This is a genomic window from Pseudomonas sp. ADAK21 (assembly GCF_012935735.1).
GTDB lineage: Bacteria > Pseudomonadota > Gammaproteobacteria > Pseudomonadales > Pseudomonadaceae > Aquipseudomonas > Aquipseudomonas proteolytica.
In genome coordinates this window covers 5,492,379-5,513,495 of record NZ_CP052857.1, presented here as the reverse complement: position 1 = coordinate 5,513,495, position 21,117 = coordinate 5,492,379, and the positions used below count along the sequence as shown (strand labels likewise).

Here is a 21,117-nt window from a genome sequence, read left to right as displayed (position 1 = left end):
AAGCCCGCTCCCACACAAGCCCCACACAAGCCTGCAGCGACACAAGTGCGATAGTTTTTTTGATGAGGATCAACCATGCAACTGGTCTGCCCGGCAGGGAACCTGCCTGCGCTCAAAGCCGCCGTGCGCCAAGGTGCCGATGCGGTGTACGTGGGGTTTCGCGACGACACCAACGCCCGGCATTTTGCCGGGCTGAACATGGACGACAAGCAGTTCGACGGCGCCGTCGCCCATATCCGCCAGCACCAGCGCAAGCTGTATGTGGCGGTCAACACCTACCCGCAGCCCAAAGGCTGGGAGCGCTGGCAACGGGCAGTGGATCGCGCCGCCGACCATGGCGTGGATGCGCTGATTGCCGGTGACCCGGGCGTGCTGCAGTACGCCAGTAGCCGCCATCCGCAGATGGCCTTGCACCTCTCGGTACAGGGTTCGGCGACCCATGCGGCGGCGTTGCAGTTCTACGCCGAGCGCTATGGCATCCGCCGTGCGGTGCTGCCACGGGTGCTGTCGCTGGCCCAGGTCAAGCACGTGGCTGCCAGCAGCTCGGTGCCGATCGAGGTCTTCGGTTTCGGCAGCCTGTGCATCATGGCGGAGGGCCGGTGCCATCTGTCTTCGTACATCACCGGCGAATCCCCGAACCTGTGCGGCGTGTGCTCGCCGGCCAAGGCCGTGCGCTGGAGCGAAGACGCCGACGGCCTGAGCGCGCGCCTGAGCGAAGTGTTGATCGACCGCTATACCCCGGACGAACCGGCGGGCTATCCGACCCTGTGCAAGGGCCGTTTCATGGTCGATGGCAAGCGCTTCCACGCCCTCGAAGAACCCACCAGCCTCGATACCCTGGACCTGATCCCCGAGTTGATCGCCATGGGTGTGGAAGCGGTAAAAATCGAAGGCCGCCAGCGCAGCCCGGCGTATGTCGAGCAAGTCACCGGGGTCTGGCGCGCGGCGCTGGACGCCCACCGCAGTGCGCCGGAACGCTTTGTGGTCAAGGACCAGTGGCGCAGCGTGCTGGCCGGTCTATCCGAAGGCAGCCAGACCACCCTGGGCGCCTACCATCGTTCGTGGCAATGAGGAACCGCACATGAAACTCAGCCTGGGACCGGTGCTGTTTTATTGGGATAAGCAACAACTGGGGCAGTTCTACTCCGAGATGGCCAGCTTGCCGCTGGATGTGATCTACCTGGGGGAAACCGTGTGCTCCAAGCGTCGCGCGTTCAACCTCGATCAATGGTTGGGCCTGGGCCGCGAATTGCACTCGGCGGGCAACGCGCAAATCGTGCTGTCGAGCCTGACCCTGATCGAGGCCGCATCGGAGCTGTCGAGCCTGCGCCGCCTGTGTGACAACGGCGAGGTGCTGGTCGAGGCCAATGACATGGGCGCCGTGCAACTGCTTGCCGAGCGCAAGCTGCCCTTTGTCGGTGGGCCGGCGTTGAATTTGTACAACGGCCACGCCCTCGTGCAACTGCTGGACGCCGGGATGATGCGTTGGGTGCCGCCGGTGGAGTGCTCGGCCGCGCTGATTGGTGATGTGCTGGAGCAGGTGCGTGAACTGGGTCGGCCGTTGCCGGAGGTTGAAGTCTTTGCCTATGGGCATTTGCCCCTGGCCTACTCGGCGCGCTGCTTCACGGCCCGAGCGGAAAACCGGCCCAAGGATGACTGCCAGTTCTGCTGCCTGAACTACCCCGATGGCATGGCCTTGACCAGCCAGGAAGGGCAGGCGTTGTTTACGTTGAATGGCATCCAGACCATGTCGGCGGATGTCACCAACCTGCTGGCCGACTATCCAGGGCTGGTGAGTTGCGGCGCCGACCTGCTGCGCCTGAGCCCAAGGGCGCAGGGCATGGTGGGCATCGTCGAAGCCTTTGATCGGGTGCGCCAGGGCGCCACGCCGCCGGTGTTTGTCGAGGGCTGCAATGGCTACTGGCATGGCCAGGCCGGGATGTTGCGGGTCGAGGAGGTGGGGCTGTGTTGAATCGCAAGCAATGGCTGCTCAAGGGCGCCGATCGTTTATTGCCGCTGATGTGCAAGGTGCCCTTTGTGGTGCAGCGCCTGGCGTTGCAACAGGCGTTGAACCGCTGCCTGGCCGAACCCTTGCGCGATGGCGGCTTTGAACTGCTGCGTGGACGCTGGATGTGCCTGCGCATTCCCGACCTGGGCTTGCGCTGGTACCTGACCCTGGGCCGCGACGGGCTGCGCATCGCCGAGCGGGCCGAGGCCCAGGTGACCATCAGCGGCAACTGGCGCGAGTTTCTGCTATTGGCCAGCCGCCAGGAAGACCCGGACACCTTGTTCTTTCGCCGGCGGCTGGTGATCGAGGGGGATACGGAGTTGGGGTTGGGCCTGAAGAACCTGATCGACAGCCTCGACCCGGACGTGTTGCCGCCCTGGTTATGGCGCAATCTGGAACGGGCCGGTAAAGGCCTGGCGACAGGAGCGACCTGATACCCCTGTGGCAAGCCTGGTGCTACCGCTTCAGTGGTCCATGGCCTGCAAGATTGCATGGGCCGCTTTCACCCGCTCGGCATTGGGGTAGTTCTTGTTCGCCAGGATCACGACACCGATGCCTCTGCTCGGCACATAAGCGATATAGGCGCCAAAGCCGCCGGTCGAGCCGGTCTTGTTTACCAGGGTATTGGCGCGCAGCGGCTGGGCGGGTGTCAGCCACTTGACCGGATGCGGCTCCATGGCCATCGGGGTCGAGTTGCCTTCGACCAGGGCGTCGACGCTCAGCGGGTAGGCGTACATTTCCCAGCCAAGCCCTTGGGTGGTGCCTTCTACCGTGTAATAACCCGTGTGCGTGGCGGCAATCGCCTGTTGCAGCGGCTGCTCCAGCGACGTCGGGTGCATGTTCAGCGCCATGTAGCGAGCCAGGTCGGCGGGGCTGGTCTTCACCCCGTAGGCTTCGCTGTCCAGTGCACCGGGGCTGACGCGCACCGGCTTGCCGGCCTTGTCATAGCCCTGCGCATACAGGCCCATTTGCGCCTTGGGCACCGTGAGATAGGTGTGCTTGAGACCGAGCTTGGGCAGTAGGGTCTGTTCCATCGCCACGTCGAAGGGTTGCTGCAGGCTTTGCGCCGCCAGATAGCCGAACAGGCCCAGGCTGGGGTTGGAGTACTGGCGCTGGGTGCCGGGGGCGAAAGCGGCTTTCCAGTGCTGGAAGTAGCCGATCATCTGCTGGGCATTGTCCGCCTCGCTGGGGAACTGCAACGGCAACCCGCCTGCGGTGTAGGTGCCCAGTTGAAGCACGCTGATGTGCTCGAACAGGCTGCCGCGCAAGGCTGGCAAATAGTCGCTGGCGGGGGCAGAGAGCTTGAGCTTGCCGGTGGCCTGGGCATAACCGGCCAGGGTGGCGGCGAAGGTCTTGCTCACCGAGCCGATCTCGAACAGGGTGTTTTCGCTGATGGGCTGTTGGCTGTCCTTGGCGGCGATACCGTAGTTAAAGTATCGGGCCTTGCCGTCTTGCACGATGGCGACTGCCAAGCCGGGAATTGCCTGTCGCTGCATCAGGGGCTTGACGCTGGCGTCCACCACCTGGCGCAGATTGTCGGCGGCCATGCAGTTGCCCGCGCCGAGCAATAGGCTGAGAATCGTGACGTTGCGCACGTGTTGGTACATGATGAGGTCGCTTCCATGAGGATGATCGGAGGTATCACAGCCTGCGCAGGCGTGGCCAAGATAGGCAGTTTCAGGGCCCTGGACAACCGATGATATCTCGCACCAGTCATTAGAAAAATTTGGGTTTAAACCATGTTGCGTTCCCATCTGCCCCTCAACGCACTGCGTGCGTTCGAAGCCTCCGCCAGGCATTTGAGCTTTACCCGGGCGGCCATCGAGCTGTGCGTGACCCAGGCGGCGGTCAGCCATCAGGTCAAGAGCCTGGAGGCACAGCTCAACGTCACGCTGTTCAAGCGCCTGCCCCGTGGCCTGATGCTGACCCGCGAAGGGGAGACGTTGTTACCGGTATTGCGCGAGTCCTTCGACCGTATCGCCCAGACCCTGGGCCAGTTCCAGGCCGGTCACTACCGCGAAGTGCTGACGGTGGGCGCAGTGGGCACGTTTGCGGTGGGCTGGCTGCTGCCGCGCCTGGGGGATTTCCAGGCGCGCTACCCGTTTATCGATCTGCGCCTGTCGACCCATAACAACCGCGTGGATGTGGCCGCCGAAGGCCTGGATTATGCGATCCGGTTTGGCGCCGGCGCATGGCATGGCACCCACGCCTGTGAGTTGCTGGCGGCGCCGCTGACGGTATTGTGTGTGCCAGCGATTGCCCGCCAGTTGCACGGCCCTGGCGATGTGCTCAAGCACACGTTGTTGCGCTCTTATCGGGCCGATGAATGGAGCCTCTGGTTCCAGGCCGCCGGGTTGCCCGCTGACACCCTGGTGCCGCGCAGTATCGTGTTCGACTCGTCCTTGGCGATGATGGAAGCGGCGCTGCAGGGCAATGGCGTGGCCCTGGCGCCGGCAATGATGTTCTCGCGGCAGTTGGCCCAGGATGTGATCCGCCAGCCGTTCGACGTGGGGATCACCACGGGTAGCTATTGGCTGACGCGCCTGCAGTCGCGGGCAGAAACCCCGGCCATGCTGGCGTTCCGGCAATGGCTGGAGGAGGTGACGGCGATTGAGATGGCTTGAGCGGCCTTGTTGTGGTTGTGGCGAGCGGGCTTACTGTGGCGAGCGGGCTTGCCCCGCGCTGGGCTGCGAAGCAGCCCCAATAAGACCGCTGAGTTGTATCAGATAGGCCGAGGGTGCAGGTTCTGGGGCTGCTTTGCAGCCCAGCGCGGGGCAAGCCCGCTCGCCACAACCACAACCACAACCGCAACCGCAACCGCAAGACCAACATTACTGATCAGGCAAGGTACTTGCGGAACCAGCCCAACGTGCGTTCCCACGCCAGGTTCGCTGCCGCTTCGTCGTAACGTGGGGTCGAGTCGTTGTGGAAACCGTGGTTGGTGCCCTTGTAGATATACGCTTCATAGGTCGTGCCGGCGGCCTTCAAGGCGCTTTCATAGGCCGGCCAGCCTTCGTTGATTCGTGTGTCCAGCTCGCCAAAATGCAACATGATCGGCGCCTTGATCTTCGGCACGTCCTTGGCGTCGGGTTGGCGTCCGTAGAACGACACCGCCGCGCCCAGTTCCGGGTAGGCCACCGCCGCTGCATTGGTCACGCCACCGCCGTAGCAGAAGCCGGTGATTCCCACTTTGCCGGTGCTGGCGTCGTGGTGCATCAGCCATTCGATGGCGGCGAAGAAATCATTCATCAGCTTGGTCGGGTCGACGGTCTGTTGCAGTGCCACGCCTTTTTCGTCATTGCCGGGGTAACCGCCCACCGAGCTGAGGCCATCGGGAGCCAGGGCCATGAACCCGGCTTTGGCCAGGCGTCGGGCCACGTCTTCGATGTAGGGGTTGAGCCCGCGGTTTTCATGGACCACCACCACCGCCGGGCATTTGCCCTCGACCTTGGCCGGGCGTACCAGGTACCCACGCACTTGGCCGGTGCCCTTGGGCGAAGGGTAGGTGATGTAGTCGGCCACGATGTCCGGGTCGGTGAACTTCACCTGTTCGGCCAGGGCGTAGTTGGGGCTCAGGGACGCCAGCAACGCCGATGCGGTCAGCCCGCCAAAGGTGAACAGGGCCGCGCGGTCGAGAAACTCGCGGCGGTTGATCTTGCCGTGGGCGTAGCCGTCGTAGAGTTCCAGCAGTTCAGGGGCGAAGTCTTTGGCGGTCAGGCGAGGCATCGGCAGGCTCCTATAGCGGCGTGTGGGGTTGAATGTAGACCATTGTCAGGCCTGCCGGCCATGGGCGGTGTCCGCCAGGCGCCCGGTATCGACCCGCACGAAGATCGAATCGCCAATCGCCGTCAGCACACCATCGGCGTACACCTCGCACACCACGCGGCTTTTGCGCCCGACCTCACCCTCGACCCTGGCGCGCAAGGCCAGTGGCACACCCATTGGGGTCGGCTTGATAAATTTGATGCCCAGGTTGCCAGTCACGCAGTCGATGCGCGGCAACTCGCCCGGTTCGCGCTGTTCGGCACGGTAGTGATAGGCCATGGCGGTCCAGTTGGAATGGCAATCCACCAACATGGCGATCAGCCCACCGTAGACCAGGTCCGGCCAGCCGCAGTATTGGGCCTCGGGCAGGTGCTCGGCGACGATATGGATGCCGTCCTCAGCCCAACGGCTCTTGATGTGCAGCCCATGGGCATTGCGCGGTCCGCAGCCGTAACAGACGCCGTCCGGCGCGGTGGTGTCTTGCAGGGAAGGGGTGTGCATCGTCGATCCTTATTGTTCTTTGGCCAATCCCTGAGCCTAAAGGCGCACGCCCCTAACGTGCAAACTTCTTCGCCCCGGCCACGCAGGCAATCACCGCGACGGTCACGGCCAGCATGCCCAGGCTTACCTGTTCATGCAGCAGGCTGGCGGCCAGCGCCAGGCCGAAGAACGGTTGCAGCAACTGCAACTGGCCGACGGCGGCGATACCGCCCTGGGCCAGTCCGCGGTACCAGAACACAAAGCCGATCAACATGCTGAACAACGCGACGTAGCCCAGGCTGAACCAGGCCGGCAGGCTGATCCCGACGAAGGAGGAGGGCGCCAGTAGCAACGTCAGCGGCGCCACCACGGGTAGCGCCACCACCAGCGCCCAACAGATCACCTGCCAACCGCCGAGGGTGCGCGACAGTTTGCCTCCTTCGGCGTAACCCAGCCCGCAGGCCAGCACGGCCAACAGCATCAGCAGGTCGGCGATGGGTGCGGCGTTCAAGCCCTGGGCCAGGGCATAACCCATGACCAGCAGGCTGCCGAGGATCGAAAACAACCAGAACACCGGCCGCGGCCGCTCGCCGCCGCGCAGTACGCCGAACACGGCAGTGGCCAGGGGCAGCAAGCCGATAAACACGATGGAATGGGCGGACGTCACAGACTGCAAGGCCAGCGCGGTCAGGAGCGGGAAACCGAGCACCACGCCGAGAGCGACAATCAGCAACGGTGCCCATTGCTCGCGCGTCGGCCGCCTGGCCTTGAGCAGCCACAGCAGGCACAGGCCCGCCATGGCGGCGAGAGTGGCCCTGGCCACGGTGAGAAACACCGGGTCGAACTCCAGCACCGCGACCCGCGTGGCCGGTAGCGAGCCGCTGAATATCAGCACGCCAAGCAAGCCATTGATCCAGCCGCTGCGGCTGTGTTGGGCAGTGATAATCCGGGAAGTCTGTTCCATGCAGGGCGTGCTCGATAAGTGAGGGTTGCGTGACCGGCATCCTAGGACTGAAGATTGGGGCAATCAAAAAATTGTCATGGATACATCGCCCATGCCCCGTGCCCGTTACAAAACCTTGGTGGACGCCTTTGCCCGGGATATCCGTGCTGGCACCCTGGTGCCCGGCACCCGCCTGCCGACCCACCGCCAATTGGCGGCCAGCCACGGCCTGGCGCTGGTCACGGCCAGCCGGGTGTACAGCGAACTGGAGGCCATGGGCCTGGTCAGCGGCGAGACCGGGCGCGGCACGTTTGTACGTGAGATCGCCCTGGCGCCGGGCCAGGGCGTTGGGCAGGTTGCCGTGGCGGCGGGCATGGTTGACCTGAACTTCAATTATCCGTCCTTGCCGGGCCAGGCTGACCTGCTGCGCACTGCGCTCCGCCAGTTGGCGTTGTCGGGCGATCTGCAAGCGCTGTTGCGCTACCAGCCCCAAGCCGGGCGCTTGCACGAACGGGCGGCGATGGCGCGGCATCTGCTGCACCGCGGTGTAAGCGTCGCGGCCGAGCAGGTGTTGGTGGTCAGCGGCGCGCAGCATGGGTTGGCGGTCAGCATGATGGCCAAGCTCAAGCCGGGCGATGTGGTGGCGGTGGACGCACTGACCTATTCGGGGTTCAAGGTGCTGGCCGAGACGCTGCACCTGGAGATCGTCGCGATCCCGGTCACGCCCACTGGTCCTGATCTTGCTGCGCTTGAACAGGTCTGTCGGCGGCGCCCCGTGCGGGCGCTGTATTGCATGCCGACATTGCACAATCCCCTGGGGTGGGTCCTGGACCTTCAAACGCGCCAGCAACTGGTGCGCATCGCCCGTGAGCATGGGCTGATTCTATTGGAGGACGCGGCCTACGCCTTCCTCGCCGAACACGCGCCGCCACCGCTGGCGCAGTTGGCGCCGGAGCGCACGCTGTACATCGGTGGCTTGTCCAAGAGCGTTGCCACGGGCCTGCGCGTCGGGTTCGTGGCGGCGCCACTTGAGTGGGTGCCGGCCCTGGAGCGCACGATCATGGCCACCGTGTGGAACGCGCCTGGGGTGATGACGGCCATTGCGGCGGGCTGGATCGACGATGGCACGGTGCTGCAACTGGAAGCGCAAAAGCGCCAGGACGCACAGGCCCGGCAGGCATTGGCGGCCCAGGTGCTGGCGGGGCTGGACTACATTGCCCATCCTGCGTCGTATTTTTTATGGTTGCCGCTGGGAGAAGACGCGCGGGCCGATCAGATCACCATGGCGCTGGCACGGGAGAATATTTCGGTGTCTGGCGCAGAGCCCTTTGCGGTGTCCGAGCATGTGCCCCATGCGATTCGCCTGGCGCTGGGGTCGGTGGACAAAAACGCGCTGCGTGCGGCGCTGTTGAGGGTGCGGTGGGTGGTGGCGGGTTATTGAGATTGGCCGAGGGGCGTAAAGCCCGTTCGACCCTCCTGCGCCGTGGCGAGGGTCGAACGGTGCACGGTTCAGCCGCTAGGCATTGATCCAGGAGTGTTCAGCGCCAATCTTGACTTTGAACTGGTGGTACAGCGGCATGTAATGCTCCTTGGCCCTTTGCACCTTTAGGCCGAGCAGGTCGGGTGGGGTAATGCCTTTGCTCTGGTAGTAATTGCGAGCGTTGGCTTCGATGTTGACGATTGGCCCGGATGAGACGCCCCGCCCGTCGACGAGCTTTGATTCTTTGGTGAGGCCATCAAAGCCCAGGTCGTACATGTCCGGTCGTTTCGATTTAAGGATGTCATTGAACAGGTTGGGGCCCACCGTATCGAAAATCTTGCGCTCATAGGCTGCGAATTCCGGGGTGTATTGCACACGACCATCGGCCCCTCTGGAGGCCGTGGGCCGATTAGCGGCGAAATAGGCCTTGTTCTCGGCAAATCGTTTGTCCATATCGGCGATCACCTGGCTAATCACCGGGTTGCCAGGTTGCGTTGCAAAGTTGCTGGTGTTGTAGAACGGTTTGTAGTCCGTGAGGCTATGGGCAACAGGCCGATTAAGGAGGACGTCATTCGCTCCGGCATTCAATACGGCACTGCCGATATTGGCTTGGATTACGTCATCGGTATCGAGATAAATGCCGCCGTATTTGTTCATGATCGGATAGCGCGCGACATCCGAGGCCGCCGCCAGGTTCTTGCCTTGTCCTTGGCGAAAGTAGTCGTACATCTCACCATTTTTCAGTTGCTTGAACACCTCATCGTCATTGAGGTTCATCACGGTCAGGCCAGGGGCTTTGCGCTCCAGGTCAGCTTTTATTTTTTGAAAGATGGCGGGGTTGTCGGCATCCACGTGCAGGATGGATTTGTACCCCGGGGCCTTGGCTGCATTGTTGGCCATGTTTTCCACCAGGTTTGGCGGGATATCCTGCCCGGCCCAAAAATAGTGCAGCTGTTGGGGCAGGGGCTTTATATCTTTGGGGATGGAAACCGTTGTCGGCGCGGCAACATCTACAAACTGGAAGTGATGGGCGTCAGTCTGCTTGGCCTTTTTCAACTCACTGAACGGCCCCCGCTGCCATTTGCCTTTGCCACTTCTCCAGAAATACGTAGCGCTGTGTGCCTCAATGCCGGTCGAGACGTTGGTGGCTTTCCATGCACCGGCTGAACTGTCGAAGGTGACGCTATGGTCCACGCCCTTGTAGTTGAGCGAGTAGGGGGAAGGTGGATTATTGGTGACTTTGATGTCGTCTATCGGCACGACATAAGTGCTGTCGCCAAGCTTCCAGGGCGTGGGCGCATTTCCCGTACCGCCGAGCAGACGGTGGCTGCGTGAGGTGGGTTCCCATCCGCCGGCACCGAGGTCCCGCACGGGGATATCCGGGCCGGCGCCGCCCGCGTGACGGATCACGCGCTGGCCTTCGCTCAAGCGCGACTCATACAACTGCCCATCGACTTTTACATATTCCTTGCGGCTGCGGCCCACATAGATATTGCTCTGTGGACCCTTGAGCTGGAGCTCGTCTAGCGCGATATGTTTGGCTTCATAACCCAATAAGTCGGTGTTGAGCGATCGCACCTCGCCATTGGCGGCCACCTGATTGGCTTTGAAGTCTTTTAGCGGCGGGCCGAAGGCGCGTTTTTTCAGTGTGTCGTATTGATGCCAGTTGCCTTGGAACATCACCACCGGGCCCTCAACCGTTTCTTGCCCAACCTTGAACGTGCCGGTGGCCGCCAAGCCATGCTCTTGGCTTGCCGCTTGCGCGCCATCCTGGCTGCCGATAGCACGCAGGCTGTTGGGGTCATTTGCCTTGGGGGTATCCACCGCAAATTTTTCCAGGGCTTTGCCGTAGGCCTGTTTTGTACGTGGGTCAAAGGCGTACCACTTGTGGGTCGCCTCATCGAATTTAGCCAGGGTTCTGCTTTCAGCGGCGCCATTGAGCGCCTTGTAAGTGCCTTCGGCCAGGTCGGGTTTTTTGGCCAGTTCAAGCAGATTGATGCTGCGGTAAGAACCGCGCAGGTATTTAACTCCCTTGTGAGCGGTACGCCCCAGGCTCACCACGCCGCGGGCCAAGTCATCCACACCGCCCAATGGGTTGAGCGCGCCGATTGCCGCCCGGCCAATGATCTTGCCGGCGTTGGCAACTTTTGAAAGGGTCGAGGCCCCGACAGCCAGGGCTTTCGCGCCTTTGGCCGCAGCCCCCAGGCCCACGGCGAAACCGAAGATATCAAAGGCCAGGTCGACAATGCCGTTACCGACTTTTCCGTCGATAAAGTTCTTTATCGCGGAGCGGAACGGGATCAGACTCAACGCCACTTCTTCAAGGACTTTGTACGCCGGTACTTCTGTCTGAAAGGTTGTTGCGCCTTTGGCGTAGGCCTCGACCGCCGGCAGTTCCATATCGGTGATTATCGCATCGGCAATGTACTGGGTCCTGGGACTACTGAAACTGTTGGGTGCGCTGTGTGCCGCTGGCTGTTCATCTGTTATTGCGGGCGAAGATTGCCCCGTCGGTTTGACCGTATCAAAGCGTTTACCTTCCGAGTAGTGCACAAAGCCGCTGCGGGGCTCGAGCTCCTTGTAGGCCTGATCTGGCCGTCGAGTCACGGTGCCTTTCAAGCGGTCGATGGCGTAGGTCATGACCTTGCCATTGCGTTCGGTCTCGACCAGCAGCACGCCCGGCTCCACACGAATCGGGTGATCGGCACGGTGGTAGCGTATTTCCTTGCGCACGGATATTTTGCCGAACTCCAGGTTCTCCCGATCTTCCAGCGGCAGTTTCGAGATAAGCAGCTTGATTTGCGCCGACGTAGCTTTTTTGACGGTGTGGGCGTAATCGGCAAATGTCTTTTTGAAGATTTCCAGCGGGCGCGGCAGGTCTTTGAGCTTGGGTAAAACCTTGTTGAAGTCGACCGCACTCGAGGACGAGACCCAGGCGGCCGGTCGGCCATCAGCGGGAATCTTGACTTGGTCAAGTGTCACAACCTGTACAAAACCCCGGCCAAATTCGCCCCAGTTATCGGCCGAGACCGGCGCGCCAAGCAGTGCACGGCCATCGATATACAGATCCAGTATCGAGTAGGGGCCCGGAAAGAACCTGCTGGATGGCTGCGAGTCGATGCATTTTTTTTCGAACAATGCCGGGTCCATGTCCGGCAGCGCTTTCTTCAACTGCTCCAGGGCTATGGCCTTGGTCGTAGGCATCTCTGAGGGGGGCGATTCGGCAGCTTCGCGTAGCTCGCGAACCTGCGCATTGAAGGCCTCGCGCACGGCATCGACTTCGGCTTTGGTCACGGGGTAACGCATGCCGTTGGCGACTCCCCAGTTCTTGATCGCTTCGTTCTGCGCGGCAGATTCAACCTGGCGCTCTTCATCGGTGATCGGCGCTGTCTCGGCTTCGAGCATGACTTGCGCGTAGGTCATGGTTGCCGTTGCCCCTGGCGCTTTTGCTTCAATGCGCGCGGTCGCTGTGACGAAGCTGACCCAACTGTGGGTGCCCACCACCACCTGTTTGGGAATGTCCTTGACCAGGAAGGCGGGCGCCCGGTTGGCCAGTAACAAGTGCGCCTGGATCAGGGCCTTCTCCGGCGACGACGCTCGGTCGACGTCGAGCAGGTGGGCAGCCAATTCCTCGATGATGGTGGCGGGCGACTTGCCGGTGTTGGCCGGCGAGATCAGTCGGTAACCCTGGATCTCGCTGGGCGGTTTACCCGTGCCGCTGTCCAGCTCCACGTTCATCGCCGCCAGGGTCCAGTCGTTGGCAGTGCCTTTGATGCTGCGCGCCTCGAATGTGGATGCGATGGCGTTCCCCAGTTGCTGGCCCCTGGGCGAATTGATCAAGTTGGCAATCAACAGGCGTGGATTGCGCAGCTCTTCAGGGGTGATGGGCCGATTGTTCAGCAGATAGTCGAGCACGCTCCTGAAGGGCGATAACGAGACATTGCCGAACTTGCCGGCGCTTATGTCCGTGCGCAGTTGTGCCTGGCTGCCCTGGTCAAGAGGGGCGGGCCAGGCCAGCGCACCGCCCAGGTTGCCATGGGGGGCAGCCTGGGGAGGCGGGGTGCCAAGGGCAGTTGCCAGGTTTTCCAGTTGTTGGTGGGTGGTGGGGATATCCCAGCCGTGATCCTGCAGCAATTGCAACAGGCTGATCTCATTCCAGGTGCCGCGATTGGCGGGCTGATAGCTGCCGTCGAATGACAGGCTGACGGTCCTGTTCTTCAATTCATCTTTGATCTGCCCGGCACTGTGGCCGCCGTCTTTTACGGCGCTCGCCAGGTGACGCAGTTGGTTGCTGGCCTGGCTGCGGTTGTAGACGTCGCCCAGGTAGGCCTTCTGGACCAGGAGCGCGTTGTCGCTGCGCGCTTGAATCAACGTGCCTGCGGTCGCCGGGTCAAGTTGCTTGAACCCTTGGGCCCGGTCTATCTCTTCTGCACGCCGGCGCATGGACGGCCCGGTCAGGTTCTGTGGCTCATTGTAAAAATTGCCCACGAGCGAATAGGGAACCGGCTGGTCAACGTCGCTTTGCGGGGGGGTGAAGGTGGTATCGCCGTGGCCGGCATCAATCACCCGTGCGGCCTGCAGGATTGGCCCGCTGATCGCGGCCCAGTGCCTGTCGTCTTGCCCAAGGGTGTGACGCTTTTGTTCGGGATCAAGATGACGTCGGCGCTTGAAAGAAATTTCGCCGGTATTCAGATTGAGGGTGATGGAGTCCGGGCTGATGCCTTTTTCGTCCATCCACTGACGCACGTCGGGGGATTTGAGGGTGTCTCGCAAATGCGCCCACCACTGGCCGAAGGTGGAGTCTGGCGCAATGGTGTTGATCGTGACATTTTTCTCGCGATTGGCGGCCAGGATCAGCGCCGAGTGGTACTCCATGGCCAATGCGCGATCACCTTCAGCGCGAGCACTTTGGGGCGATTGCGCCGGCGGTGGGGCATCACGCTTGGGTCGAGCGAGCGCCAGCGCCTGGGCAGGATTGGCTAAGGCGAGCGGGTTAGGGTGTGCGGGGAGGCGATTGGAAACAGTGGTCATAAGGTCGGCTGCCTGAAGGTACGAGAAGGGGCTACGGCGGTTGTGGTCTCAACCTTGTGTAGCGATTTCCCGCAGGTGATTCCCTCGCTCGGCCAACAGTCCATTTGCCTTATGTTTCATGGGATTGTTCTGAAGCAAAAAATCCCTGGTTTTCAACCGCTGCAATCGAGCGTTGAAAACCAGGGATCTACGTGACACCTACACCCTGCGTGTGGCTCAGAAGCTCCAGCGCGTGGTGAGCATCACGTTGCGCGGGTCACCGTAATAAGCGGTGTTATAGAAGCCGATGTTGGTGTAGTACTTCTTGTCGAAGGCGTTGTTCAGGTTCAGGGTCGCCGACAGATTCTCGGTCACCTGATAACGCGCCATCACGTCCACCAGCCAATAGGCCTCCTGGGCAAACTCTTCATTTTTGCTTTTGTAGCGGTTGTACAGCTCTTGCCAGCTGCGACTCTGCCAGCGCGCACCACCGCCTACGGTCAGGCGGTCCAGGGGGCCCTTGAGTTTGTACGTGGTGTAGAAGCTGAGCTGGTCCTGCGGCTCCCAGGTCGAGACTTTCTTGCCGCTTTCGTCGCGGATGATCTTGTGGGTGTAACCGGCCTGGGCCTGCCAGCCGGGCGCCAGTTCCCCGGACATTTCTGCTTCAAAACCCTTGGTCTTGGCTTCGATGCCCTTGGAGGCATAACCCACGGACGGGTTGGTCGGCGCGGCGTTGTATTCGGCGTCGGGTTCTGCACGGTGGCTCTGGTGTACTTCAAAATAGGCCAGGCTGGTATTGAGTCGGCCGTTGAAGAATTCACCCTTGATGCCGCCCTCGTAGTTCTTGCCTTCGGAGGGCTCCAGCAGCTTGTTGTTACGGTCGCGGTTGTAGCTTTCCGGCATGAAGATGTCGGTGTAGCTGGCGTAGGCGGTGAAGTTTTCGTTCAGGTCATAGGTCACCCCGGCGTAGGGCACCAACCGCCCGGTTTCCGTGGAGTCGTCGGTGCCGCGCAGTTTGTAGTTGGCGACGCGGCCGCCAAGGAACAGGTTCAGCGGGTCGGCCAGGCTGAAGCGCGAGGTCATGTAGCCCGCGCTTTGGCGGGTGGTCAGGTCGTTGATGTAGGTGGGCGCGCCCCAGTCAGGTTCGGCAAAATTGCCATCGAAGTTCCAGAAGTCCACCACTTTGCCATTGGCGTGTGTGGGGCTGCCGTAGTCCTTGCCTTTCCAATGGGAGTTGGAGGCCGAGGCGCCCACGACCAGTTCATGCTCACGGCCCAGCAGGCTGAACGGGCCGCTGAGGTATACATCGGCGGAATTGGCGCGGGTCAGGCCGGTGAATTTGTTGGCATACACCGTCGACAGGCCAGTGTCGGGGCTCGGCGCACTCTGGATCGAACCCAGGGGCGCGTCGTAGCCGCTGAGTTGGTGGGTCACTTGCGCCTTGGCTACCCAGCCGTTGGCGAAGCTGCGCTCCAGGGTGGCGAAGGCACCCCGGTTGTACTGTTCCCAGCGGCTCCACTTGGCGCCGTTGTTGTAAGAGCGCTTGACGTCGATGCGGTCGCCGTTGGTGTTGAACAACGGCCGGCTGCCGGACCAGCCCGAGCTTTGCGGATCGTTGTTCTGATAGTCAAAGCCCACGGTCAGCAAGGTGTCGTCGTCGAGGTCCGCTTCCAGCGAGCCGAAGTAGACGCTGGTCTTGCGCTGGTAGCGTTCCATGAACGAATGCTTGTCCTGATAGGCCGCCACAGCGCGCCCACGGATATTGCCGCTGTCGGTCAGGGGGCCGCTGACGTCGACTTGGGAGCGGTAGTTGTCCCAGCTGCCGGCACCCAGTTCGATACTGGCCTTGAAGTCGCGGGTGGGCTTTTTGCGGATCAGGTTGAGGGTCGCGCCCGGCGCCCCGGCACCGGTCAGCAGGCCGGTGGCGCCCTTGAGAATCTCCACACGGTCGTAGATCGCCATGTCGGTCAGGGTCTGCCCCGACGAGTAGGCCGAGTTGCGCAGGGTGGGGATGCCGTCGTACTGGAAGTTTTCGATGGAAAACCCACGGGCAAAATAGTTGGTGCGCTCGCTGTCATAGGTCGACACGGTGATGCCGGGGGTGTGGCGCATCACATCGTCAATGGCGTTGAGGCCGAAGTCGTCCATGTGCTGGCGAGTGATCACGGTGATCGACTGTGGGGTCTCCTTGGGCGTCAGGACCATGCGCGTGGCGGTGGCGATAGTGCCCGGGGTGTAGGACCCGGTGCCCTCGGTGACGGTGCCCAATTGGTTGGAGGTGATTTCGGTGGCAGCCAGTGCCAGGGTGCCATTGGCTTGGGGCAGTGCCTGCAACTGGTAGCCATCGGCACTGGCCTGCGCGGCGAAGCCGGTGCCTTCCAGGACCTTGGCAAAGCCATCCACCACGTTGTAGCTGCCGCGCACGCCAGCACTGTTCACGCCGGCCACCTGTTGCGACTGGAACGCAATCGGTGCGCCGGCAGCCTGGGCGTAACGGCTCAGGACTTCGCTGAGGGGGCCAGGGGCTATATCGAAGGCCTGGACCTGTTGCTGCGCGTAGGCAAAGGCCGGCAGTGCCAGTGGCAGGCAGCCAAGCAGCAAGCGGCTGGCCAGCAGCAGGCTGCCACGGGTGGAGGGGTTGGAAGACATGTAATCGGTGCTCCTTTGGATGTTGGCCAAGGAAAGGACGCGGCAAAACCGAAAACACGCAGACTTTATTGAGAATTGTTCGCGCTGTTTTTCAACGACACGCGAGTGACCCATGGGGTGTAGTTGCTGACCTCGATCGGCAGCGTGCGCTGGAGCAGGCGCAAGGCGCGCGCCGGGTCGTCGAACGGCAGCATCACCGTGACCCGCAGGCCTTGCAGGGCCTGGCGATCGAACAACAACAGGCCGCTGCGATGGCGGCCCAGGCGCTCCAGCACATCCGCCAGGGGCTCGTCGTTGGCCAGCAGCTGATGGGTGTTCCAGGCAGCTTCGTGGGCGCGGGCATCGAATTTTTCTACGTTGCCCGGGCCTTGTGCATCGAGTCGTACGCGCTGGCCGGGGTTGAGGGTCAATTGCTGGGTGGCGCTGTCGATGCGCGTAGACGATTCGAGCATCCTGACCACCGTTGCCTCGCCACTGCGTTCGACGATAAAGCGCGTGCCCAGGGCGCGAATGCTGCCTTGTGGGGTATCGACATAAAACGGGCGCTGGGCATCCTTGGCCACGTCCACCAGTAATTCACCGTGCAGCAGGCGCACCCGGCGTTGGTTGGCGTCAAAGTCCAGGTCCACCGCCGAACCACCATCCAGTTGCAGGGTGCTGCCATCGGCCAGGCGTTGTTGCTGCCATTGGCCGCTGGCGGTGCTGAGGTCGGCGAACAGATAGCCGCGCTGGCTGTACTGATAGGCTGGTAGGGCGAGCAGGCCGATCAACAGGCTCAGTGCCAGGCCCTTGATCGCCTTCGGTTGGCGTGCCCGGCGCAATGCCGCACGGGCCGGAGCCTGCTTGAGGGGCGACAGGTGGCCCTGCAGGCGCGCGATAGCCAGTGGATGTTGTGGGTCGGCGGCGAGCCAGGCATGGAAGGCCTGCTGGCTGGCGGCGTCGGCCTGATGGTCGAGGCGCACCAGCCATTGGGCAGCCTCGCGCAGGATGGCCGCATTCATGGCTGGGCGCACGCGTCGCAGGCCAGCAGGGCTTGCACCAGGTCCTGTTGTACGGTGCGTAACGACACGCCGAGACGTTCGGCGATCTGGGCCTGATCCAGGCCGTCGAGGTGGCGCAGGATAAAGGTCTCGCGGATCCGCGGCTTCATGCGCGCCAGGGCCCGGTCAATCGCTTCGAGCACCTGCACTGCCTGCAGGATCTGCTCGGGCGAGGGCGCCTGCTCAAGGTACTGGGCACAGCGCTCCAGTTCGTCCTGGTAGGCCCGCTCCAGGCGGCGCCGGCGATTGCGGTCCATCAACAGACGGCGGGCCACGGTGGCGAGGTAGGCCTGCGGCTCGCGGGGCGCCACGTAGGGCCCGGCCGACAGCAGGCGGATAAATGTGTCGTGTGCCACATCGGCGGCGTGATGGGAGCAATCCACACGGCGGCGCAGCCAGCTCAACAGCCAGCCGTGGTAGCCGCGGTACAGGGCTTCAAGCGTCGCGGCTTCGGCGGGCTGGGCTGGTTTCATGCGAAAAATTCGTAAGTGGGAATTAATCTTATTCTAGTTGTTTCTGGCGGAGAGCTGCAATGGGCGAGGCAAGCTTGGTCTCAGGAACGGTCCTTTCGACGTCTTTATAGAGGTAGCCAAAAAACTTCTGGAGGCGGCATTGGTTAATACCTCGGATTCTATGTGGTTAGTGGTTGTAAATCGGTCAATATTATTTGGATTGAGTGACTGAACAGTCGCAATGGCTGGCGATATTGAGCCAATTAACGCTCGAAAACCCCTTTACGCCAGCTCTGTAAACCGCAATCTAGGCAGGCCGGGTGTGAAAAAGTAGCAATGCTTGATTTGGGCGGGTAGTCGGGTAGCACTTTTTTGGCGTATTGACCGAATCCACAGTAACGTCGTTTTGACCGAGTCGGGGTTATGCGCAACGAATCGGTCAGTTTTTCCTCGTTGCGTTTAAAGCGCCGGCATCAATAAACACTCGGTGTTTGCCTGGGAGGTTGGGCGCGACCGACGACGCAGCCGCTGGGCTGTGAATGAACCGCCTTGGCCAATCGGTCATTCCAACCTGGGTTCAGTCAGTGGCATATGCCCTGCACCTATCCCAGGCACATCCTGCGCTCACTTCACCATAGGCTTGATCATGACCAAACCCTTCCCGAATCAGAGTGGTATCTACGACGTCATCGTTGTTGGCGGTGGCGTTGTGGGATGCGCGATGGTCCGGCGCTTTACCCTGGAAGGGGCGCGGGTGCTGTTGCTGGAAAAAAGCCCGGACATTCTGTCTGGAGCGAGCAAAGGCAATAGCGCGATTTTGCACACCGGCTTCGATGCGCCAACCGGCAGCCTGGAGCTGCAATGCATGAAGGACGGCTACCAGGAATACCTGCAGATCCACCAGAAGATGTCGCTGCCGCTGCTCAAGACCGGCGCGATGGTGGTGGCCTGGAACGAGGAGGACCTGGGCAAGCTGCAAGGCATCGTCGAGCAGGCGCACGCCAATGGGATTGCCGATGTCCGCCTGATCGGCCGCGAGCGGGTGCGCGCCCTGGAGCCGAACCTGGCACACAATGCCCTGGGGGCGGTCGAGGTGCCCGGTGAGTTTCTGATCGACCCGTGGTCGGCGCCCCTGGGGTATCTGCTCCAGGCGATGATCCATGGGGCACAGGTGCGCTTCAATACCGAGGTCAATGGCGGTTATTTCGACGGCGAACTCTGGGCCCTGGAGACCACCAACGGGTTTATCCGGGGGCGCACGATCATCAACTGCGCCGGGTTGTTTGGCGATGTGCTCGAGCAACAGTTGCTGTGCGCATCGAGCTTTTCCATTCACCCGCGCAAAGGTCAGTTCGTGGTGTTCGACAAGGCCGCCGCGCGCTATCTGGGCAACATCATCCTGCCGGTGCCCAATGAACGCACCAAAGGCATCGTGTTGACCCGTACGGTCTACGGCAACCTGCTGGTGGGGCCGACCGCCGAAGAACAGGAAGACCGCGTGCACGCCGGCCTCGACGGCGATGTGCTGCGTCAATTGGTGGACGCCGCCGTCGAGCGGATTCCGGCGCTCGAAGGCATGCCGGTCACCGCCACTTATGCCGCGCTGCGCCCCGCCACGGAAAAGAAGGAGTACCGGGTGCAGCGGGTCGAAGGCAAGAACTGGATCAGCGTCGGCGGCATCCGCTCCACCGGCCTGACCGCGGCGCTGGGCATTGCCCGGCACGTGTTCAGCCTTTATCAACGCGAGCACACACCGGTCCCTGCGCAAATCCTGCAATGGCCGACACTGCCCAACCTTGCCGAACATTTGCCGCGCGATTATCAGCGCCCGGGCTACGGCGAAATCGTCTGCCACTGTGAAATGGTGACGCTGCGGGAAATCGAGAATGCCTTGGCCAGTGCGCTGCCGCCCGGTGACCTGGGTGGTTTGAAGCGCCGAACGCGGGCCTGTATGGGGCGCTGCCAGGGCTTTTATTGTGGCGCGCGAGTGGCGCAGTTGAGCGCTGGCCATCTGGCCGTTCCCCTTGCAACAGGTGTTTGTCATGCAGCCCATTGAAGTCGAAAACATTGATGTCGCGATTATCGGTGGCGGCCCGTCGGGGCTGTCGGCGGCGATCACCCTGCGCAAGCTGGGCGTCGACAACGTCGTGGTGCTGGAGCGTGAGCCCGAGGCGGGTGGCATCCCGCGCCATTGTGGGCATCCGCCTTTTGGCCTGCGTGAATACGGCAGGCTCTACACGGGGCCGGCCTATGCGCGCAAAAACGTCGCGCAGGCGTTGAAGGCGGGGGTGCAGATCCGCGTCAAGCACTCGGTGACGCAGATGGGCGAGGGCGGGCGCCTGGAACTGGTCAGCCCGGAGGGCGCCAGGGTTATCCAGGCACGCCGGGTGTTGATCGCCACCGGGGCCCGGGAAACGCCGCGCTCGGCGCGCCTGCTGGGCGGCGACCGCCCGCTGGGGGTCATCAATACCGGTGCGTTCCAGTCCTATCTGTACCTGGAGCACCTCAAACCCTTTGAGCGCCCGTTGATTGTCGGTACCGAGTTGGTCAGCCTGTCGGCGGTCATGAGCTGCCGACGTGCCGGGATCCAGCCGGTGGCGATGATCGAGGCCAATCAGCGGGCCACGGCGCGCTGGCCGTTGTCACTGTTTCCACGGTTGTGCGGGGTGCCGATGCATTTCGGCGCGCAACTGCTGCAGATCCATGGCACCGGGCGCGTGGAGGGTGCGACCGTGCGCCTGGCTGACGGCCAGACCACCACCTTGGACTGTGACGGCGTGCTGCTCACCGGCCAGTTCACCCCCGAATCCAGCCTGGTGCGCTTGAGCGAGCTGCGGCTTGACCCGAAAAGCGGTGGCCCGCACATCGATCAATACGGGCGCTGCAGCGATCCGGCCTACTTTGCCGCGGGTAATCTGCTGCGTCCTGTCGAGACGGCAGGCTGGTCGTTTCGCGAAGGCCATAAGATCGCTACGATGATCGCCCGCGACCTGCAGGGGCACTTGCCGGCTGGTGCGCCGAGCGTCGAGATCGCCTGCCAGGGCGACTTGAAACTCTGCGTGCCGCAACGCCTGAGCCCGTCTGCCGTGGCGGGTATGCAGCACCTGCAACTGCGGGTCAGCCGTGAGGTGAAAGGGCGCCTGGTGGTACGGGCCGATGGCACGCAAATCTGGTCGCGTGCCGGCAGCTGGTTGCCGGAGCGGCGGATCCTGATCCCCATCGCCCGCCTGAACCTGCCCCAGGGCGTACAGCAACTCGAAGTCGACTTTGTCGGCCACTAACAAGACCTG

The 21,117-nt window shown here is 62.4% G+C and carries 15 protein-coding genes; 7 read left to right on the top strand and 8 right to left on the bottom strand.

Going from position 1 to position 21,117, the window contains the following annotated elements; all coding sequences use genetic code 11:
• The first annotated feature begins 75 nt into the window (after positions 1–75).
• Genes ubiU through ubiT form a run of 3 tightly spaced genes read left to right on the top strand, consistent with a single transcriptional unit; the run spans position 76 to position 2,442 of the window.
• A complete protein-coding gene (gene ubiU / locus HKK57_RS24695) occupies positions 76–1,071 on the top strand; it encodes a ubiquinone anaerobic biosynthesis protein UbiU (protein ID WP_029294516.1) in 996 nt (331 codons plus the stop codon).
• A 10-nt stretch (positions 1,072–1,081) separates the two neighbouring features.
• Entirely contained in the window at positions 1,082–1,972 is an 891-nt protein-coding gene (locus HKK57_RS24690) for a U32 family peptidase (protein ID WP_070996333.1), read from the top strand.
• Positions 1,966–2,442 (top strand): ubiquinone anaerobic biosynthesis accessory factor UbiT, encoded by a 477-nt coding sequence (ubiT, locus tag HKK57_RS24685; RefSeq protein WP_169390983.1) that lies wholly within the window; start codon positions 1,966–1,968, stop codon positions 2,440–2,442. The genes HKK57_RS24690 and ubiT overlap by 7 nt, the downstream gene beginning before the upstream one ends.
• Positions 2,443–2,472: 30 nt before the next feature.
• Here ubiT and ampC read toward each other — a convergent pair whose 3' ends face one another.
• A complete protein-coding gene (ampC, locus tag HKK57_RS24680; protein ID WP_169390982.1) occupies positions 2,473–3,615 on the bottom strand; it encodes a class C beta-lactamase in 1,143 nt (380 codons plus the stop codon).
• A 132-nt stretch (positions 3,616–3,747) separates the two neighbouring features.
• On the opposite strand from ampC, the gene HKK57_RS24675 reads away from it, so the two are divergent.
• Positions 3,748–4,632 carry a LysR family transcriptional regulator gene (locus HKK57_RS24675; RefSeq protein ID WP_092236249.1) on the top strand — a complete coding sequence of 295 codons (885 nt, stop codon included), beginning with the start codon at positions 3,748–3,750 and terminating at the stop codon, positions 4,630–4,632.
• A gap of 214 nt (positions 4,633–4,846) precedes the next feature.
• On the opposite strand, the gene yghX is transcribed toward HKK57_RS24675, so the two are convergent.
• From yghX to HKK57_RS24660, 3 genes are read right to left on the bottom strand one after another with little or no spacing between them, the layout of a single operon-like run.
• Positions 4,847–5,734: a YghX family hydrolase gene (gene yghX / locus HKK57_RS24670; protein WP_154905796.1), complete on the bottom strand. Its 888-nt coding sequence runs from the start codon at positions 5,732–5,734 to the stop codon at positions 4,847–4,849.
• A 45-nt stretch (positions 5,735–5,779) separates the two neighbouring features.
• Positions 5,780–6,274, bottom strand: coding sequence for a PaaI family thioesterase (locus tag HKK57_RS24665; protein ID WP_029294528.1), 495 nt, complete (start codon positions 6,272–6,274; stop codon positions 5,780–5,782).
• 52 nt (positions 6,275–6,326) lie between these two features.
• Positions 6,327–7,217, bottom strand: a complete 891-nt coding sequence (locus tag HKK57_RS24660; protein ID WP_092236252.1) for a DMT family transporter — start codon at positions 7,215–7,217, stop codon at positions 6,327–6,329.
• 91 nt (positions 7,218–7,308) lie between these two features.
• On the opposite strand from HKK57_RS24660, the gene HKK57_RS24655 reads away from it, so the two are divergent.
• The gene (locus tag HKK57_RS24655) at positions 7,309–8,637 is read left to right on the top strand and encodes an aminotransferase-like domain-containing protein (RefSeq protein WP_169390981.1); all 1,329 of its coding nucleotides are present in this window, start codon (positions 7,309–7,311) and stop codon (positions 8,635–8,637) included.
• Positions 8,638–8,712: 75 nt separating this feature from the next.
• On the opposite strand, the gene HKK57_RS24650 is transcribed toward HKK57_RS24655, so the two are convergent.
• From HKK57_RS24650 to HKK57_RS24635, 4 genes are all read right to left on the bottom strand, one after another.
• Positions 8,713–13,551 (bottom strand): glycosyltransferase family 32 protein, encoded by a 4,839-nt coding sequence (locus HKK57_RS24650; protein WP_237150427.1) that lies wholly within the window; start codon positions 13,549–13,551, stop codon positions 8,713–8,715.
• Between the two features lie 372 nt (positions 13,552–13,923).
• Positions 13,924–16,335, bottom strand: a complete 2,412-nt coding sequence (locus tag HKK57_RS24645) for a TonB-dependent siderophore receptor (RefSeq protein ID WP_169390979.1) — start codon at positions 16,333–16,335, stop codon at positions 13,924–13,926.
• A 65-nt stretch (positions 16,336–16,400) separates the two neighbouring features.
• Entirely contained in the window at positions 16,401–17,336 is a 936-nt protein-coding gene (locus HKK57_RS24640) for a FecR family protein (protein ID WP_169390978.1), read from the bottom strand.
• Entirely contained in the window at positions 17,333–17,848 is a 516-nt protein-coding gene (locus tag HKK57_RS24635; RefSeq protein WP_169390977.1) for a sigma-70 family RNA polymerase sigma factor, read from the bottom strand. Before HKK57_RS24635 ends, HKK57_RS24640 begins: the two co-directional genes overlap by 4 nt.
• Positions 17,849–18,473: 625 nt before the next feature.
• On the opposite strand from HKK57_RS24635, the gene HKK57_RS24630 reads away from it, so the two are divergent.
• Positions 18,474–19,883 carry an NAD(P)/FAD-dependent oxidoreductase gene (locus tag HKK57_RS24630; protein ID WP_169390976.1) on the top strand — a complete coding sequence of 470 codons (1,410 nt, stop codon included), beginning with the start codon at positions 18,474–18,476 and terminating at the stop codon, positions 19,881–19,883.
• Complete coding sequence (locus HKK57_RS24625) at positions 19,870–21,108, top strand: NAD(P)/FAD-dependent oxidoreductase (protein WP_169390975.1); 1,239 nt, start codon at positions 19,870–19,872, stop codon at positions 21,106–21,108. The genes HKK57_RS24630 and HKK57_RS24625 overlap by 14 nt, the downstream gene beginning before the upstream one ends.
• Positions 21,109–21,117 lie beyond the last annotated feature (9 nt).

Excerpts from the sequence above, each read along its gene's own strand:
- HKK57_RS24630 (WP_169390976.1), top strand. The coding sequence starts at position 18,474 with ATGACCAAACCCTTCCCGAATCAGAGTGGTATCTACGACGTCATCGTT.
- yghX (WP_154905796.1), bottom strand. The coding sequence starts at position 5,734 with ATGCCTCGCCTGACCGCCAAAGACTTCGCCCCTGAACTGCTGGAACTC.
- ubiU (WP_029294516.1), top strand. The coding sequence starts at position 76 with ATGCAACTGGTCTGCCCGGCAGGGAACCTGCCTGCGCTCAAAGCCGCC.
- HKK57_RS24655 (WP_169390981.1), top strand. The coding sequence starts at position 7,309 with ATGCCCCGTGCCCGTTACAAAACCTTGGTGGACGCCTTTGCCCGGGAT.
- HKK57_RS24650 (WP_237150427.1), bottom strand. The coding sequence starts at position 13,551 with ATGGAGTACCACTCGGCGCTGATCCTGGCCGCCAATCGCGAGAAAAAT.
- HKK57_RS24625 (WP_169390975.1), top strand. The coding sequence starts at position 19,870 with ATGCAGCCCATTGAAGTCGAAAACATTGATGTCGCGATTATCGGTGGC.
- HKK57_RS24690 (WP_070996333.1), top strand. The coding sequence starts at position 1,082 with ATGAAACTCAGCCTGGGACCGGTGCTGTTTTATTGGGATAAGCAACAA.
- HKK57_RS24665 (WP_029294528.1), bottom strand. The coding sequence starts at position 6,274 with ATGCACACCCCTTCCCTGCAAGACACCACCGCGCCGGACGGCGTCTGT.
- HKK57_RS24645 (WP_169390979.1), bottom strand. The coding sequence starts at position 16,335 with ATGTCTTCCAACCCCTCCACCCGTGGCAGCCTGCTGCTGGCCAGCCGC.
- HKK57_RS24660 (WP_092236252.1), bottom strand. The coding sequence starts at position 7,217 with ATGGAACAGACTTCCCGGATTATCACTGCCCAACACAGCCGCAGCGGC.
- HKK57_RS24675 (WP_092236249.1), top strand. The coding sequence starts at position 3,748 with ATGTTGCGTTCCCATCTGCCCCTCAACGCACTGCGTGCGTTCGAAGCC.
- ampC (WP_169390982.1), bottom strand. The coding sequence starts at position 3,615 with ATGTACCAACACGTGCGCAACGTCACGATTCTCAGCCTATTGCTCGGC.
- HKK57_RS24635 (WP_169390977.1), bottom strand. The coding sequence starts at position 17,848 with ATGAAACCAGCCCAGCCCGCCGAAGCCGCGACGCTTGAAGCCCTGTAC.
- HKK57_RS24640 (WP_169390978.1), bottom strand. The coding sequence starts at position 17,336 with ATGAATGCGGCCATCCTGCGCGAGGCTGCCCAATGGCTGGTGCGCCTC.